The sequence below is a fragment of the Chryseobacterium soldanellicola genome (assembly GCF_900100115.1).
In the GTDB taxonomy this organism is placed as follows: domain Bacteria; phylum Bacteroidota; class Bacteroidia; order Flavobacteriales; family Weeksellaceae; genus Chryseobacterium; species Chryseobacterium soldanellicola.
The window spans coordinates 57,608-75,004 of record NZ_FNKL01000002.1; the positions used below are offsets into that span (position 1 = coordinate 57,608).

The following is a 17,397-nucleotide window of genomic DNA, read 5'->3' on the forward strand; positions in this document are numbered from 1 at the left end:
ACACGAATGAAAATCCCTCGATTTTTTCAAGGGATTTTTTATCTTGTCCATTTGTGAAGATGTTCTATCTGTACATTTCTTTTCATTAAAGATTGAAATCTTAATTTTAATAAGATTTGTCTGCCTTCGATTGTTCTTGTAAAAATTAAATCAGATTTATCGAAAGTCTTATGCCACGTTTTTTGGAAAAATTCTGCATTTTTTTTATTTTTCGCAAAAACTTCAGGAACGGGAAAATATAAACTTTTCTTCCAAAAAAAGAATTTATTTTTCTGTTCTAATAAATATCTCGGATTATCAACCGTAGTTATCAGCTCCTGTAACGTCTGAATGAATTGTGATTTTTCATAGTTGGTTCCACCTTCCAAATGACAGATCGAATTTTTATAAACATCACTTGAAGTTATTATTTTTAATTTTTCAATAGGTGTTTGAATAATTTTTTGATTGATAAGACTTTTTAGCACAACATTTCCTATTAGTTCAAGATGTTTTGCAATGTTTTTATATTTTAAATATTGTTTTGTTGCTCTATAAAATTTTCCTCCATAAACAACCATTCCCATAATACCGGCAATCAAAGAAACCTTGAAAAAACCATCCATCGAATGAATATCATCGAATGATTTCGCCACTTCTGAAACAACCTCATACAAAAACGTAAAGAAAGTCGAAAGCATTATTCCTGAAAAATTTCCTATCATTTTTTTCAAATAGTTCATTTTCATTTCTTCATTTTCCGGCAACTTTCCAATCGGGATTTGTATTTCTTCGATTAAAATACTCCCTTTATCTAAAGCTTTTTTCCAACGTTTAGAAAGATTTTCTCGATCTCTCGCAAAAGAAAATGTTTGCAAGTTGATCAATGAAAATTCTTTCTTTTCTTCATTTATTTTAATATTTAGTCTTTCAAAACTGTTTTCAATAGAAGGATCATGATTATTTGAAACTCCAACGAAAGTTTTAAATCTTCTTTTTAAAATATCAAAATCCTGTCCTCCGTTTTCACTTTTTTCGTCAAAACACACAAGATGCCAAATATTTCCTGTTTTATGCGGATTATCTTTATCCGTCCGAATTACTCTTCCCCTCATTTGGTTTGAAAGAACGAATGAGCTTACGAAACTTGCGAGAATTAGGGAATTCATTTTCGGAGCATCCCAACCTTCTCCTAAGAGTGATTTTGTCCCAATCAAAATCTGAATTTCACCACATTGAAAAATCTCTGTGATCATGTGAACAATATCGTGTCTTACTTGATCTGTAATATTGATTAAGAAATAATCCTTGTCATACGGAAGTTCAGAAATTGAAACATTAAAAATTTCTTTTTTATTACAAAATTCAATAAAAATATTTTTGGACGTCTTGGGAATAATTACAATGCTTCCCGTAAGAACTCCTATCTTTTTCTTATCAGGATTTTCTCTTCTTAATTTTTCAAAAATAGAAATTGCTCCAATTTTATCCAATTCAAAATTATTTTGAATATTATTCGTTAGAAATTCTTTTTTAATGAAATCTGTAAGAATTACCATCTTTAAATTATCCCTGAGTATTGAATATTCAAAGTCCACCACTTCTTTTATTCCCTGAAGCTTTCCGATACTTGAATTAAAGATTTGCGTTAAATTTTTATTATTGAAAAAACTCACCATTTTTTTCTCCAAAAAACCATTTCTTCTTAATCTGTTTTCGAGATTGGTGCGATGTTTTTCAAATTGTTTAAAATTAATTTCATCTACAAAAAGATAAAAATCAATTAATTCTTCAAGCCAGAAAAAATCAAAATGAGGAACAAATTTCTGTTGATCACCAACGATTTCAAAATGAATATCTTCAATTTTCTTTCTTCTGAAATTTAAATAAACCAACCCCGAAGTATATGAAGACAGATTTTCGTAAATCCAATCAAGATAGAGTTCTGGGTTCCGATAAACAGGATGATTTTCTAAGGCATGGAGAAGAACTTTATCATTTTTAATTTCCTCGAAAAAGTCCTTGGCATGTTGATAATAATTTTCAATTTTATTTTGTTCAGCCTTAGTTGGCAAAGTAAAATAGACAAGATCCTGATGTGGACAAAGATCTCCTTCTATCATCAATTCCGGAACTGAAATTTCTACGTTAACATTTCCATTTAGCTGAATATATTTTTGCCATTCCGCAATAGATACATCGAAGGGAGGGGTCGCAGTAAGTGCAACAAGCGTTGGATTAATTTTAGTTTTAAGTTCAATCAAACTTTTCCACCATGCATTTTTCAGGTGATGAGCTTCATCAAGAATGAAGGTGCCTATTTTTTGCTTCTTTAGATTTTTTAAAACACTTGAAAGGTTGCCGTCGAAAGAAATTTCATCCAAATTTTCGTTCTCAGTTTCATTTTCTTTAATGTTATTACATGCTGAGTGAATACCTTGGTATGTTGTGACCGTAACAAAACCTGGATTTTTAATATCTGTTGAGATCCAATCGGGAACATTTTCCTGATCTAAAAACAATTCGCAAAATCGATGAACCCATTGATTTCTTATTGCTAAAGTTGGCGCAACAATGAGCGTAGGTTTGTTAAGACGTAACATGACTTCCAAACCAAGAATGGTTTTCCCTGAGCCAGGAGGCGCAACAATATGTAAATGATTATCAGATAAATAATCTTTTGCATTATCTAGAAAAGTTTTTTGGTATTTTCTCCAGTTATATTTAAACTTTAAATCTTTTGGAAATGAATTCATTCAGTAAGAACTTTATTAGAACCCTTTATGTTTTGCTTCTATTTTTTCAAAGCTAAAATATATTTATCAATATACAATTGTTTATCCTTTAATTTATATTGCTGAATATATCTCGGATGTTCCAAAACTGTCATTTTATCAAAAAGCTTGGCTTCTTTATTAAGTTTTGCAATAAAATCTGCATTTTTCTTTCCTAAAATAAAAACTTCTGACGTGTCGAGATGTAAGCTGATATGTTTTTTTAAAGAATCAATCATAAAATCTTTTACCTCATCAAACAATCTTTTATCATCATAATAATTGGCATTAAGCCAGCCCGTTTTTGTTTTTCTGACAATCGCAAGAGGAAAAGGTGAATTAATATAAATATCGTTATAAAATTCTTCGGCGCCTCCATATTCTGCAATCATGTCATACATAAATACTGAGGAAATCTCGTGCGTGTGAGCGGATTCCATTTTAATGCCGCAAACGCTTTCCAGACGTTTTGTATCTGTGAACGGAACCCCCGTAACACCTGCTCCGTGACGGCTCGGATTGATGCCAACAATGAATTTTCTCCGGTTGGAATCATTGTAATATTTTTCATAAAACTTTTGCATGACTTCCATCGTTTCCGGATTATCCAGATAAGGATTCAGGACCTGAAAATCATCGGGAAGATTTCCGTCATATTTTAAATTCTGGTTAAAATCAATAACTTTATCAGCAAAAGATTTATTCATGATTAATCCTTAAGAAACACGAAATTTTCAGGTTGATCATCATCATAATCTTCCTCATCACCTTCTTCACTTAAGGCCAACTCAATGTCAATAAACTGAATATATAGTCCGGAAATTTCTCCATTTTCATCGTAGCCAAAATAAACGGGATAGCTTCCGTCACCAAAACCGCTTGCAAACATCGGAATCTGATAATCTGTATTGGGAATCACCCAATTGATCCAGTCACCGGCATCTCTCTGATTGTTGGGATGATCTTTATAACTTTGTGCGAAAAGCTCTGCAAAATAATCATCATACATATTGTCGACCTCTGCCTCAGCTACAAATTTATCTACATAAGGAAGCACGTGTGCATCAGTAATACAACCCAAACCGGCATCTACACCAAAACCAAAAAAATCATCTTCGGTTACGCCTTCCAATTCTTCAATCCCGACTAAAGCTTCTCTGTAGATAACGGGTTTTTGTTTTGTAAATTCAACTTTTACCACTGCATATCTGTCTCCCCAATCTTCAGATTTCACAACGGCAATGGTAACAGGGAAATTTCCTTTCGGAGCCTGAATAAAATAAGGCGATTGATTTGCATTCAGAGAAACAAGAGGATCTCTCACCACAACTTTCCCGGAAGGAAGAGAAACGTTCCCGATTTCCATGGTTTCTAATGGCTGTCCCGCGATTTCATGTAAAGTAAAATAAGTTTCCAGGTCGGTCGGGCAAACCAAGATATCTTTAACTTCCTCATACTTCTGCATCCAGTTTTCGTTCATTTTTTTACTATTTTAAATTGAGTTAATAATTAAAAGTACAGTTTATTTATTCGGTATCAAATTCTTCTTCATCCTTTAAGCCTTTAATAAAAGTTTCAAAATCTTTAGCTAAAAATGTCTTTCTGTAATCATTTTCCTGATCGATATGCACCACTTCGGGTTCGCCGTCTTTTCCACATTTTGAATAATCTAGTAAGATCATATCATGCCCTGCCGAAGGGCAATCTGCAATATAAACCCCGGTTGCAGGATATCCCCATTCATCGATCATAAACTGGCTTCCGAGCTCTCCGCAAACAGAATATGTTTTCTCTCTTCCGATTCCCATAATTCCTGTAATCGCAACATGATCTTCTGCCCAGGAATTGCCTTCTGTTGTCGGAAAGCAGGATTTATCAACCAGTCCGCCATTTTGAATTCTCATTAATTCAATGTAGGACGCAGGCAATTTATAGCCCAATTCTTTTTCGATTGAGGCAATCATTTCATCATCCGGATATTCTTCGATATAATCTCTTACCGAATAACTGCTTTCATTCCAGAAATCTGTAAAATCGAAGTCTTTGAAAAATTTTAATTCCATATTTTGTTTTAGATAAATGAGATTCTGATTTTACTGTAAAAGTAACTATCATTTTTTAATAAAACACTTCTTCAACTAAGATTTTGTATGGACATTAAAGATGCTTAGAATCCTTGTCAAGTTTTTAATCCTGACAAGGATCTTGAAACTCATAAACTATTTAATCATCAGTAATAACGACATCTGCAACACCAGAGATAAGATTGAATTCAGCTTTGATACCACCTGCCGTAATATTATAAATTCCTCCACCCATGCATCCTCCACCCAAAGTATAATCTTGCCCGTTTGGAGCATAGATAATTACCTGATGCCAACTAACAAGATCGGTATCAGAAGTACTTAATGGTGCTAATGTAAGATCATAAGTTTCTTCAAAACTACCTCCTACAAGATGCCAATATCTTATTGGCAGATCGTTTACAAGACTGTCATTAATCTGACTGTACGAAATTGAATGCCCAGCCGGCAATACAGCAGGAATTTCATTGTATATAATAGGAACACAATTCATTAGTGGTTCCGAAAGATTCATACTTACTGCTACAAACGAAATGTCATGTGAGGAAAAATTTGTTATTTTAAAATGATTAGTCTGTGCAAATAAAAGAGCATTGAAGCACAATAGAAAAAGTGATATTATATTTTTCATGTTAATTTTAAATTTAAGCGATTAGTTTTTATGTTTTGAAGGTTTTGTATTCTCAATATAAATATCCAAAGCCCAGTTTATAATGGCTCCTTTATCTCCTGAAGTTTCTGTATTTATATGAGAATCGCTGATTCCCGTAGATTGTATAAGTTCTTTTGCAACCGGTAAAAGCAAGCTTTTCCTTCTATCACTCATTTCCGGAAAATTTTTCATTCGTTGTTCCTCAGGCGTTGCTAAATTTTCAGGTTTGCTCATATTAATCATTGCCTGTCTGAAATTTTTCATTGCATCAGTCTGCAAATTCTCCTGAGATGTAATGGCTAAGCTCTCATTACTACAGGATGCAAAAAATAATGCACCTGCAATTATTAAAATTGTTTTTTTCATGGTAAAAATTTTTTAGTTTAATAAAAATATAAATTTTCAATAAATATTTCAATAATTTGTGAATAAAAACCCCTTTCAGTATAAAACCAAAAGGGATAATAAAAAAATTATATTTTAAATTAAATCAATCTAAATTTAAGAATCAGCACATATATAACATGCTCTCGGAATATCTGGCCATCTTCCAGGGAGGCAACAACTTCCCGGAGGACAAGAATTAGGCAGACAAGCCCAGTTTGGACCGGCGCCTTTAAGAGATCTCAATTCATTTCTTGAAAGTTTTTTTAAATTTTTCATAGTAATAGTTTTTGATGTTCTTTCCTACTCTATACGCTTTTCGGATTCCGCCTACTAAAGTTACTCATTTTTAATATAAACTTCACATAACTATACAATTTTTCAGCTCATTAGATTTTATTTTGATTCTTAAAAATTCTCATTGCAAAAAAAATGCAGCAATTTATTGTTAAACTGCTACATTGTTATACTGTAAATTAATTAGATTAAACCAATCCAAACTGCTCAAAATGATGCGTAAAATGTTTTTTATGAATCAGTTCCCACATTTCTTTATTTAATGTTCCGAAAACAAAATTCATATGCTCAGCCTGCGGATTTTCTTTATAATAAATGGAGAACTTCTTCAAATTATCCATGAAAGACTGTTTGGCAACTTCAAGGTTTTTATGTCTTAAATCCAGCAACTTTTCATCTTCCGCTAAGAAAGGCGCAGGAAAATCTTTCGGCATTTTTCTGTGATTGTACAGAGAATCCTGCCATTTTTCCAACTGCTCTTCAGGAGTGAAACATTTATCGGCTTCCGGCTCGCCAATGCTTACCAAAACACTGTGCTCTAAATGCTCTATCATTTGCTGAGGAGACATTTTACCCCAATTTGGCTGCGTATTTTCGGTTAAACCATTTACAATTTTCTGAATATTTTTTATGTTTAAATCGATGAAAGGGGATTTTTTTGCCACCAACGTCAAAATCGTTGCCACACAAACAATCTCATCTCTCTGATTGACAACCTCAACCAGCCATTTTACAACACCGGAAGGTATATTTCTTCCTTTTACTCCACGATTGATTTTCTCTTTTGCCGTTAAATAAACCGTAATTGTATCTCCTGCATAAACAGGCTTAAAGAACGAACAGTTTTCTAATCCGTAATTGGCGATAACCGGTCCTTTTTTCCCTGAAACAAACAATCCTGCTGCCGCAGAAAGGATGAAATATCCGTGAGCAACTGTTTTATCGAAAATAGTTCCCGTTAAACTCGTAGCATCCGTATGTGCATAGAAATGATCCCATGAAACATTAGAGAAATTAACGATATCGGCATCAGTAACCGTTCTACCGGCTGTTTCAAGAGAATCCCCGACCTCAACATCTTCAAAATATTTCTGGAAAGGATGTTTGTCAGCAAATTTTTTCTCTGCTCCTTGCTGATATACTTTCGTAATGGCCGTCAAAACGTCCGGCGAACCTTGAATGGCCGTTTTTTGAAGGAAGAAATGAAGACCGTTCAGTCCGCCCATTTCTTCACCACCACCTGCTCTTCCGGGACCTCCGTGCATCAAAGTCGGAAGTGGTGAACCGTGACCTGTACTTTCTTTAGCGCTATCTCTGTTTAGCACGAAAATTCTACCGTGCTGAGAAGCCATTTTCCAGGAAGTTTCTGCCACAAATTCATTATCATAAGATACAATTGAACCTACCAAACTTCCTTTTCCTCTTTTTGCCAACGCTGCAGCTTCTTCCGCATCTTTGTAAGGCATTAATGTAGAAACCGGACCGAAAGCTTCGACATCGTGAGAGATATTTTTAGTGAAAGGAGAATCATTTAAGAACAATTTCGGACTCATAAATGCGCCATTTTCATAGTTGGCATCTACTAATTCGTGCTGTCCGTCATAAACAAGCTCATTTTCAGTTTTTAAGATATTTATTTTTCTTAGAACTTCGTCATATTGCTGTTTTCCTACCAAAGAGCCCATTCTGGTTTCTCGGCTTAACGGGCTTCCGATTTTAGTTTGATCTAAAGCTTTAGATAAAGCATTCTGAACATCTCCAACCAGGTTTTCAGGAACGATAATTCTTCTGATCGCCGTACATTTCTGTCCGGCTTTTGTCGTCATTTCGTTACGGACTTCTTTGATGAATAAATCAAATTCAGGCGTTCCCGGTTTTGCGTCCAAACCAAGAATTGAACAGTTCAAAGAATCGGCCTCCATATTGAAACGAACAGAATTCCCTGAAACAGAAGGTAAAGACTTCAATTTTCTACCTGTCGTTGCAGAACCTGTAAACAATACAGAATCTCCATCTTTAACATAATCCAGAATATTTCCCGGTTCACCACAAACCAATTGAACGGCTCCTTCAGGAAGAATTCCGCTTTCGACCATGTCCTGGAAAACTGCGTTGGTTAGATATGAACCATACGGAGAAGGCTTTACGATACTTGGTACACCCGCCAATAATGAAGTGGATAATTTTTCCAACATTCCCCAAACAGGAAAATTATAAGCGTTGATTTGTACAGAAACGCCTTCACTCGGTGTTAAAATGTGAGTTCCTAAGAAAGTTCCGTTCGCAGAAATCTTCTGCGTATCACCATCCACCCAAAACGGGGTATTTGGAAGCATTCTTTTCGCCAACCCGGAATAGGTGAAGAAAGTACCGAAACCTCCTTCAATATCCACCCAAGAATCAACATGTGTTGCTCCGGTTTTATATGATAATTCGTAATATTTTTTCTTTCTTTCTAAAAGGTAAAGCGCTACTTTTTTTAACATCTCCCCACGATCATAGAATGTCATTGAAGAAAGATTTTTGTAACCTACCGTTCTACCGTAATCCAGCGCCTGCTCAAAATTAAGCCCTTCCGTATCTGAAACAGCAACCTGCTCTCCTGTCACGGCATTGTATAAAGGAATTCCGTTTCCGGTACCTTCTACCCATTCGCCGTGGATATAGTTTTTTAATTTTTCCATATAGTTTTTTACTTTTTACTTGATTTTAATATTTTAGGTTTAAAAACTTCTCTAATGATCAGATAAGGAATAAATACTATTAACCAACAATCTAAAATAAAGAGAAAGCCGAAAAAAATTGAATAAATATTTTCTTTCGTCTTAAACTTTTGGATTACTTCTTCAGGTTCTGCATGCTCATATATATCTAAAAAATCTGGTGAAGTTTTAATTAAATAAAATCCCAAAAAATTAATTGCAATAAATACAATCAGAATTAAAAGCCAATATTTCTTTAAAACAGTTATCATTCCAACGTTGATTTATTTCGGTTCATGATAAGGAAACATTTTCACCAAACCTTCATACAAACTTCTGTGAAGAATCGTTGCGTGATTATCTCCTTCCATCATTTTATATTCTACCGTCCAGTTTTTTTTGTTTGATTTTTTCAGGATATCAAATAAATTTTCGCCATCTTTAATCATCACCGGATGTTCACCTTTTCCTACAGAAACGTAAATAAATTTCTTTGTATCCGGTATTTTAGTTAATAATTGATTGGCCTGCTTTAAAAGACTTTCATCATCCCACCATAAACTCGGGCTGATGATAAAATAATTGTTGAACATTTCCGGTTTTTTCAATAAAATTTCTGTTGCCAGAAGTCCGCCAAGTGATTGTCCGAAAATGTAAGTATCGGTCGTTTTAAACTGACTTTCGATATATGGTTTTAATTCTTTTTCCAGGAAATTAATGAACTTATCAGAATGTCCTGTCGTAGGATAATCTTTCTGTAAATCTTTTAAATCGATGTGAAAAGTGAAATCCCTTTTTCTGTCAATATTGGCAATTCCGACTACAATTGTTTCCGGCATGGAATACATTTGATTAAAGAACTGCACCAAACCCGTTACGTGAATAAAATCCTCATTCATACTTCCATCCAAAAGATAGATAATCGGATACGATTTTGTTTTGTCGAAATTTTGCGGAAGATAGATGTTTAAGATTCTTTCTTCATTTAAAATTTTAGAATTTATTGTTCTGATTTCTCCAATAGTTAATGGTTTTACATTTCCGTTTTGGGCGAAAACCATACTTTGAAATGCAAATAAAATACTACAGAAAATAAGAATCTTTTTAATCATATTTAATTTTGAAGTTGAATTATTTCACATCATCCCAAATGCTGTAATCAACAATTTTTGTTGGGATCTGCTGTACATATTCTGTAAACGGTTCGCAAGGCAGGATCGCATCCTTTCCTTCTCTTGCCAACTCCTGATAGAGCTTTGTTCCTTCCGTTTTCCATTTAATCATTTCATCCGAAACATCACGGATGATTTTTGCCGGACTTCCTACAATTAATTTTCTCGCTTCACATCTGAAATTGGCAGGCACAAAAGCCAATGCGCCGATGATACATTCATCACCGATAACGGCTTTGTCCATCACAACAGCATTCATTCCAACCAGACAGTTTCTACCAATATGCCCGGAATGGATAATCGCACCGTGACCGATGTGTGCAGATTCTTCCAAAATCGTTTCAATACCCGGAAAAACGTGAAGTGTACAATTTTCCTGAACATTTGCCCCGTCTTTGATGATAATCTTACCCCAGTCGCCACGGATTACTGCGTTTGGACCGATGTAAACTTCTTCACCGATTTCCACATTTCCGATAATCACCGCTTGAGGGTGAATGTAAGCGGATGGCTTTATGATGGGGCGAATGCCGTGATATGAGTAGATATTCATCTTATTTAATTTTATTATTAAATTCTTTTGTCTTGAAATCGAAGATTCGACGTAGTCAAACAAAAGAACCAAAAATTCAAGACTGTAAACTTTTATGCTACAAATTGAAAAATTCCCTAAAAAGTTTAAAACTTGCTTCGCTCAAACATAAAACTTTTCTTAACGGTAATTTTGAAATTTGCTTAACGCTAAAAGTTTAAATGTCATTTTTAGACACGCTCAATTACCATTGCATAGCCTTGTCCGACGCCGATACAAAGGGTACACAATGCATATTTTTTATCTTGTTTTTGAAGTTCTATGGCTGCAGAACCGATGATTCTTGCTCCGGAAACTCCAAGTGGATGACCGATTGCGATCGCCCCTCCGTTTGGATTTACTCTTGAATCGTCATCTTTCAACCCTAAACTTCTTGTTACTGCTAAAGATTGAGCAGCAAAAGCTTCGTTCAGTTCGATAACATCCATATCTTCTAATGAGAGATTTAATCTTTTTAATAATTTCTGAGTCGCTTCAACTGGTCCGATTCCCATAATTCTTGGTTCAACACCGGCAACAGAAGATCCTAAAATCTTAGCTTTTGGCTTTAAACCATATTTTTTAACGGCTTCTTCGCTGGCTAAAATAAGAGCTGCCGCTCCGTCATTCATTCCGGAAGCATTTCCTGCTGTTACCGTTCCTTCTTTTCTGAAAGCAGGACGAAGTTTTCCTAATCCTTCCATTGAAGAAGTCGGCTTGATAAATTCATCTTTATCAAAGATTTTTGGATCACCTTTTTTTTGAGGAATTTCAACTTTTACAATTTCTTCTGCCAGTCTTCCGCTTTCCTGAGCTTTTGTTGCTTTCTGTTGTGACCAAAGGGCAAATTTGTCCTGATCTTCACGGCTGATATTATGCATATCTGCTAAGTTTTCAGCGGTGTCGCCCATTCCGTCAACGCCATACATTTCTTTCATTTTTGGATTAACGAATCTCCATCCGAAAGTCGTATCAAACATCTGGCTGTCTCTACCGAAAGCTGCGCTTGGTTTTGACATTACATAAGGCGAACGCGTCATGTGCTCTACTCCACCTGCAATGTAAATTTCACCTTCTCCGGAAGCAATCGAACGGAAAGCATTTGCTACCGCGGACATTCCTGAAGCGCAAAGTCTATTTACTGTTTCACCTCCGATTTTGTAAGGAAGTCCGGCCAATAAAAGTCCCATTCTTGCTACGTTTCTGTTATCTTCACCTGCTTGGTTAGCGCATCCGAAAATAACGTCCTCGATTTCCTCAACAGGAACTTCAGGATTTCTTGCAACAATTTCCTTAAGGACAACCGCTGCCAAATCGTCTGCTCTAACTTCTGATAATCCTCCCTGTAGTTTCGAAATAGGGGTTCTGATGTAATCTATGATATATACGTTGTTCATAATTTTGCTTTAGGCTTTAAGCTATATGCAGTAGGCTTTACCAGCTTTGAACAAAGCTTACTGCCTATTGCCTGAAGCTTACTGCTTATTTATAATTCTGTTACTTTTTTTCCGATTTTATAGACTGTTCCGACAAATTTTGCAATCAATTCTTGATTTTGATTGGTAATTTTAATATCGTAAACAGCGGTTTTTCTGGTGTCGTTCACCAAGATACTTTCTGCTCTGAAAACATCGCCTTCTTTTCCGGCTTTGGTAAAATTGATGATACAGTTCAGGGCAACAGCCGCATCTCCGGTGTTGTTGGACGAAAATGCCAATGCAGAATCCGCAAAAGCAAACGTAACACCTCCATGAACCGTTTTCAGCCCATTAATCATGTCTTTTTTAATGGGCATTTCCAGTAAACAATAATTTTCTTTGACTTCGATCAGTTTGATATTCATCCATTGGGAAAAATAATCCTGATCGAACATATATTCTGCAACCTGTCTTGGATTCATTTTTAATTTACACTTGTTATTTTATCATATAATTCATCAACCAATTTGTCGTAAATACTCATGGTTTTACCAAGAATCATCTGTTCGTTTGAAAGATTTTCGGAATTTGACGGATGTTCGGTTGAATAAGAAGCATTTAAATCAATTCCTTCTTCATTGGCAATTCTTTTAATCAATTGTTTATATTTTTCATTAAATTCCCCCAATAATTCAAGTTTTTCCTGATCATCATTCATGGAAAAAAGTCCCTTAATGATGTATTCTTTTTCAATAAGAAGTCTTGTTTCTAACTCGGCTCTGATTCCGTCTATATTCATTTTTTTTAATGCAATAATTTAGCAATGTAACAGTTTACCAATGAGATTCTCGCTTTGCTCACAATGACAAACAAATTGCTACATTGTTAGATTGGTATATTGTTACATTTTACGCAGTAACGGGCTTTGTTTATATCTTTCCTCCTGATATTCTTCGTAAAGATTCTGCAGGATTTCGGAGATTTTTGAATAACCGATTTCTTTTCCCCAAGCTAATAATCCTTTTGGATAGTTTACTCCTTTCTGCATTGCCAGTTCGATATCTTCATCATTCGCAATACCTAATCTTTTTGCCTCCACCGCTTCATTGATCAACATTGAAATAATTCTTAAAAATATTTGCTGATACAATGCATCATCTTTTTGAGCGACAGGTTTGTCAGCCCCTTCACTGTAATCGTAGAAGCCTTTTCCGGTTTTTCTACCGTGAAGTTTTGCTTCGGACATTCTTTGTTGAAGAAGAGAGGGTTTGTATTTTGGGTCGTAGAAATATTCGTTGTAAACTGTTTTTGTAACTGAGAAATTAACGTCAACACCAATTAAATCCATCAATTCAAAAGGACCCATTTTGAAATTACCTAATCTTTTCATGGCATCATCAACCTGTTCTACTGTTGCGATGTTTTCTTCAACGATTCTCAACCCTTCACCGTAATAAGGACGGGCAATCCTATTCACGATAAATCCAGGAATATCTTTGGCAATTACAGGAGTTTTACCCCAATCTTTCATTAGATTGTAGATTTTTTCCGCTAAAGATTTTTGTGTTAATAAAGATGGAATAACCTCAACCAAAGGCATTAATGGAGCCGGATTGAAGAAGTGAGTTCCGATGAAACGCTCCGGTTTCTGTAATTCTGCACCGAGAGAGGTGATGGAAATGGATGATGTATTAGAACCGATCACGCAGCTTTCTGAAACGTGTTTCTCTAATTCCGTGAAAACTTTGGTTTTAATTTCTTTGTTTTCGATGATGGCTTCGATGATTAATTCACAATCTTTGAAGTCCTTCAATTCTGTAGCGATGGAAATATTAGCTAAAATTTCAGTCATTTTTTCTGCCGAAATTTTTTGCTTATCCACCAATTTAGTCAGTGTTTTTTCCAACCCTACGGTTGCGGTTTCCACTTGTTTTGCGTTGGCGTCATAGACCCAAACTTGGCATCCGTTCGTGGCGGCTACTTGTGCGATGCCGATTCCCATCGTTCCGGCACCGATAACTCCTATATTCATAATGTAACAGTGTATCAATGTAACAATGTAACAATCACGTCCTATTATGCTGAGCCTGTCGAAGCATCTCAATTGGTAAACTGCTACATTGGTACATTGTTATATTAATTCCTATTTTCCTTTATAATCAGGTTTTCTTTTTTGTAAAAAGGCACTTACGCCTTCTTTAAAATCTTCTGTTTCAGCTGCTTCCTGCTGTAGATCACCTTCTAATTCAAGCTGTTCTCTCAATGTATTATGGTATGATTGAGCAAAAGCTTTTTTAGTTAATTTAATTGCTGCAGTCGGCATATTGGCCATTTTCTCAAGGATTTCCATTGATTTTGGAGCGAATTCTTCTTCGTTGAAAACTTCTGCAACCAAACCATAAGATTTTGCTTCTTCAGCAGATAATCTTTTTCCTGTGAAAGCCAAATAATTCGCCAATTGTCTTCCCAATAATTTTGGTAAGAAATACGTTCCTCCCGTATCTGGAATCAAACCGATATTGGAGAATGCCTGCGCAAAATATGATTTATCAACCGCTAAAACGAAGTCACAAATCAACGCTAACATCGCTCCGGCTCCCACTGCAGGACCGTTTACCAATGCGACAACAGGTTTTTTACATTTTGTAATTTCCGTCACCAAAGGATTGTAATAATCTACTACAATTTTTCTGATAATGTCATTGTCATGGTGCTCATTGCCCTGTACGAAAGCATCATCCAGGTTCTGACCGGAGCAAAAAGCTCTTCCTCTTCCTGAAATGGCAACACATCTTACAGTTTCATCTTCGCTGCATTCTTTAATAAAATCTTTCAGATCTGATAAAGATGGTTTTGTAAGCGCGTTCATTGTGTCCGGTTGATTCAGATAAGCAATTTTCAGCTTTCCGTCAAAATGCGATTCGATATCGAGTTGTGTGTACATAGTTTAATTCTTTAATTTAACAATGCTCTAATTTAGTCATAATGTAACAATTTATCCATCTAACAGTCTAACAATTATAATGTCATGCTGAACATATTGGTCAATTGCTACATTATTATATTGTTATATTAAATTAGTGGCATTTAAAATAATCAAAAGGCTCCAAACAGTCTAAGCACTGATATGAGGCCTTACATAGCGTAGACCCAAATCGGCTAATCTGTTTTGAATTCATAGAACCACAACGCGGACATTTTTTCGGTTTCCCGATGTGATGTTCATCGGCTCCTTTTTCGGGAGGTGAAATTCCGTAAACACGAAGTTTTTCTCTCGCTTCATCCGTCAGCCAGTCTGTTGTCCAAATCGGAAACATTTTGGTGACTACTTTCGCATCCCAACCATTTTCTTTCATGATTTTCATGATATCTTCCTCAATGGTAAACATAGCGGGACAGGCAGAATATGTCGGCGTAATCGTTATTTCACAAGAATTCTCGCTGGTAACTTTCGCTTCTCTTACAATGCCCAACTCCACGATATTGATTACCGGAATTTCCGGATCGGGGACTTGTTTTAATATTTCTAAAGGATTTTTCAATCTTTTTAATCTGAAAGTTTATATTAAAAATAAATTTATTAATTCAAACAAGTTTATCAATTTAAAATAGTATAGTTTATTATATATTCTGATAAAATCTGTAATAAAAATAGAATCTTGTTATAAAGATTATTTATTTAAAAGGTACTCAAAAAATAGAATCCCAAATTTTATTCTGTCTTAAAATTAAATCCTCAATGCTTATTTTCTGATACAATTCATTAAAAATTTCAAATTTTCCAAACCAAATTTTTATTTCAATATCTTCATCAAAATCATCTTGAAATAATTCAATCGAATCTTGCTCGTCATAACTCTCAGATGTTATATAATCGAAGCTAGAATTCTCAAAATTAAAATTTGATTTTTCTATATTTACAAAATCCCATCCGTAAATATCTTTATTAATAAATTTTTCAACGTAATATGAAATTTCATTTGGATTAATTTTTTTTACCTTGATAATATCTTCTACTTTCTCAGAATATTTCGCAACAAATCTAAAAATATTTTCAAATTTAAAATTTGCAATATTTGGAGTTTTATTGTCTTTTTCTCTTAAAAGTTCGAATTTGCAGAATATATAATTTTCGATTTCATTAAATTCAATATTTATGATTGATGCTTCATTAAGAATTATATTTAGACCCTCTCTAATATCTTTTGATATAGCCATTTCATAAATTACTTTTAAATCTGTTAGGTTTGTATTTTTACCATGTACAACCCGGATATGCTCTCTGCATATACTGCAATTCACAAAGCATAAATCCGAAATATTCTGTATGATATCCTGTTCTTGATTTTGGCTGCATGAAAGGATTCGCAGGATATTCTAATCCGAAATCTGTAAAATCTCTTTTGGTAATAGCAAGGAAATCTTCATAAAGAGCATCAACATTTGGAGCGATATTTAAAGCAATTAAGTCATCTTCTCCTTCCACTTTTGCGAATAACCCTTTTGAATATTCCCAGATATTTTCGATTGCTTTTTCTAAACGGGTTTTACTTTCTTCTGTTCCCTGTCCGAAAATTTTCATCCATGATGCAGCGTGAGTATAATGATATCTTACTTCTTTTAAAGATTTCTGAGCGATGGCAGAAAGTTCTTCATTAGCAGAATTGGATAATGCCTCGTACATTAATTTCTGATATACGGCGAAAACATACACTTTAAGAATCGTCTGCGCATAATCTTCATTCGGAAGTTCAACCCAATGTGCGTTTACGTATTCGTGTTCGTATCTCAAAAATGCTAAATCATCCTCACTTTTACCGTTGTCAATCACTCTTGAAGCATAAACGTAAAAGTTATTCGCCTGTCCAAGTTCATCCAACGCGATGTTTGTTAATGCAATATCTTCCTCTAAATAAGGACCTTCACCGCACCACGCAGACAAACGCTGTCCCATGATGAAACTGTCGTCCGCTAGTTTTAATAAATAATTATATAATGGGTTCATTTTTTATAGAATTTAGAAATTAGAGGTTAGAAATTAGACTAAATTCCAGAATCTAACTTCAAACTTCTTTATTACATATTTTTTACATCGTTTGGAATATCGTAGAACGTCGGGTGACGGTACAATTTGTCATCAGCCGGATCAAAGAAAGCTTCTTTATCAATTCCTTCCGAAGTCACAATATATTTACTTGGAACTACCCAAACAGAAGTTCCTTCTTTTCTTCTTGTATAAACGTCTCTTGCGTTCTGCAAGGCCATTTCTGCTGTTGGCGCCTGTACTACTCCAACGTGTTTGTGAGATAATCCCGGTTTAGTCTGAATAAACACTTCCCACATATCTAAATTTGCCATAGTCAA

The 17,397-nt window shown here is 34.8% G+C and carries 20 protein-coding genes; all 20 read right to left on the minus strand.

What is annotated here, in order from left to right:
* Nucleotides 1–38 precede the first annotated feature (38 nt).
* The 20 genes from BLT04_RS04995 to paaB all read right to left on the minus strand — a co-directional run bounded on the left by BLT04_RS04995 (nt 39) and on the right by paaB (nt 17,391).
* On the minus strand, nt 39–2,735 hold the full coding sequence (locus tag BLT04_RS04995; RefSeq protein ID WP_089754360.1) for a DEAD/DEAH box helicase family protein: 2,697 nt from the start codon (nt 2,733–2,735) through the stop codon (nt 39–41).
* 38 nt (nt 2,736–2,773) lie between these two features.
* Nucleotides 2,774–3,460, minus strand: coding sequence for an SMUG2 DNA glycosylase family protein (locus tag BLT04_RS05000; RefSeq protein ID WP_089754362.1), 687 nt, complete (start codon nt 3,458–3,460; stop codon nt 2,774–2,776).
* A 2-nt stretch (nt 3,461–3,462) separates the two neighbouring features.
* Entirely contained in the window at nt 3,463–4,233 is a 771-nt protein-coding gene (locus tag BLT04_RS05005) for a DUF4241 domain-containing protein (RefSeq protein ID WP_089754364.1), read from the minus strand.
* 46 nt (nt 4,234–4,279) lie between these two features.
* The gene (locus tag BLT04_RS05010) at nt 4,280–4,816 is read right to left on the minus strand and encodes an SMI1/KNR4 family protein (protein ID WP_089754365.1); all 537 of its coding nucleotides are present in this window, start codon (nt 4,814–4,816) and stop codon (nt 4,280–4,282) included.
* Nucleotides 4,817–4,976: 160 nt separating this feature from the next.
* Nucleotides 4,977–5,351 carry a hypothetical protein gene (locus BLT04_RS05015; RefSeq protein WP_170828435.1) on the minus strand — a complete coding sequence of 125 codons (375 nt, stop codon included), beginning with the start codon at nt 5,349–5,351 and terminating at the stop codon, nt 4,977–4,979.
* 138 nt (nt 5,352–5,489) lie between these two features.
* Nucleotides 5,490–5,855, minus strand: coding sequence for a hypothetical protein (locus BLT04_RS05020; RefSeq protein ID WP_089754369.1), 366 nt, complete (start codon nt 5,853–5,855; stop codon nt 5,490–5,492).
* A gap of 135 nt (nt 5,856–5,990) precedes the next feature.
* Nucleotides 5,991–6,152 (minus strand): bacteriocin-like protein, encoded by a 162-nt coding sequence (locus tag BLT04_RS19195; protein WP_449384765.1) that lies wholly within the window; start codon nt 6,150–6,152, stop codon nt 5,991–5,993.
* Nucleotides 6,153–6,358: 206 nt separating this feature from the next.
* Nucleotides 6,359–8,854 carry a phenylacetic acid degradation bifunctional protein PaaZ gene (gene paaZ / locus BLT04_RS05025; protein ID WP_089754371.1) on the minus strand — a complete coding sequence of 832 codons (2,496 nt, stop codon included), beginning with the start codon at nt 8,852–8,854 and terminating at the stop codon, nt 6,359–6,361.
* Nucleotides 8,855–8,862: 8 nt separating this feature from the next.
* Nucleotides 8,863–9,144: a hypothetical protein gene (locus BLT04_RS05030; protein ID WP_089754373.1), complete on the minus strand. Its 282-nt coding sequence runs from the start codon at nt 9,142–9,144 to the stop codon at nt 8,863–8,865.
* A gap of 12 nt (nt 9,145–9,156) precedes the next feature.
* Nucleotides 9,157–9,984 (minus strand): alpha/beta hydrolase, encoded by an 828-nt coding sequence (locus tag BLT04_RS05035; RefSeq protein ID WP_089754374.1) that lies wholly within the window; start codon nt 9,982–9,984, stop codon nt 9,157–9,159.
* A 19-nt stretch (nt 9,985–10,003) separates the two neighbouring features.
* Nucleotides 10,004–10,597, minus strand: a complete 594-nt coding sequence (locus BLT04_RS05040; protein ID WP_089755532.1) for an acyltransferase — start codon at nt 10,595–10,597, stop codon at nt 10,004–10,006.
* A 209-nt stretch (nt 10,598–10,806) separates the two neighbouring features.
* Entirely contained in the window at nt 10,807–12,012 is a 1,206-nt protein-coding gene (pcaF, locus tag BLT04_RS05045) for a 3-oxoadipyl-CoA thiolase (RefSeq protein WP_089754376.1), read from the minus strand.
* An 89-nt stretch (nt 12,013–12,101) separates the two neighbouring features.
* Complete coding sequence (locus tag BLT04_RS05050; RefSeq protein ID WP_089754379.1) at nt 12,102–12,515, minus strand: PaaI family thioesterase; 414 nt, start codon at nt 12,513–12,515, stop codon at nt 12,102–12,104.
* A gap of 2 nt (nt 12,516–12,517) precedes the next feature.
* On the minus strand, nt 12,518–12,832 hold the full coding sequence (locus BLT04_RS05055; RefSeq protein WP_089754381.1) for a hypothetical protein: 315 nt from the start codon (nt 12,830–12,832) through the stop codon (nt 12,518–12,520).
* Nucleotides 12,833–12,934: 102 nt separating this feature from the next.
* Complete coding sequence (locus BLT04_RS05060; protein ID WP_089754383.1) at nt 12,935–14,065, minus strand: 3-hydroxyacyl-CoA dehydrogenase NAD-binding domain-containing protein; 1,131 nt, start codon at nt 14,063–14,065, stop codon at nt 12,935–12,937.
* Nucleotides 14,066–14,176: 111 nt separating this feature from the next.
* On the minus strand, nt 14,177–14,977 hold the full coding sequence (locus BLT04_RS05065) for an enoyl-CoA hydratase/isomerase family protein (RefSeq protein WP_089754385.1): 801 nt from the start codon (nt 14,975–14,977) through the stop codon (nt 14,177–14,179).
* A 133-nt stretch (nt 14,978–15,110) separates the two neighbouring features.
* Nucleotides 15,111–15,575 (minus strand): 1,2-phenylacetyl-CoA epoxidase subunit PaaD, encoded by a 465-nt coding sequence (gene paaD, locus BLT04_RS05070; protein ID WP_089754387.1) that lies wholly within the window; start codon nt 15,573–15,575, stop codon nt 15,111–15,113.
* Between the two features lie 148 nt (nt 15,576–15,723).
* Nucleotides 15,724–16,251, minus strand: coding sequence for a hypothetical protein (locus tag BLT04_RS05075; protein ID WP_089754390.1), 528 nt, complete (start codon nt 16,249–16,251; stop codon nt 15,724–15,726).
* A gap of 37 nt (nt 16,252–16,288) precedes the next feature.
* A complete protein-coding gene (paaC, locus tag BLT04_RS05080; RefSeq protein WP_089754392.1) occupies nt 16,289–17,038 on the minus strand; it encodes a 1,2-phenylacetyl-CoA epoxidase subunit PaaC in 750 nt (249 codons plus the stop codon).
* A gap of 71 nt (nt 17,039–17,109) precedes the next feature.
* Nucleotides 17,110–17,391, minus strand: coding sequence for a 1,2-phenylacetyl-CoA epoxidase subunit PaaB (gene paaB / locus BLT04_RS05085; protein WP_089754394.1), 282 nt, complete (start codon nt 17,389–17,391; stop codon nt 17,110–17,112).
* Between the last annotated feature and the right edge of the window lie 6 nt (nt 17,392–17,397).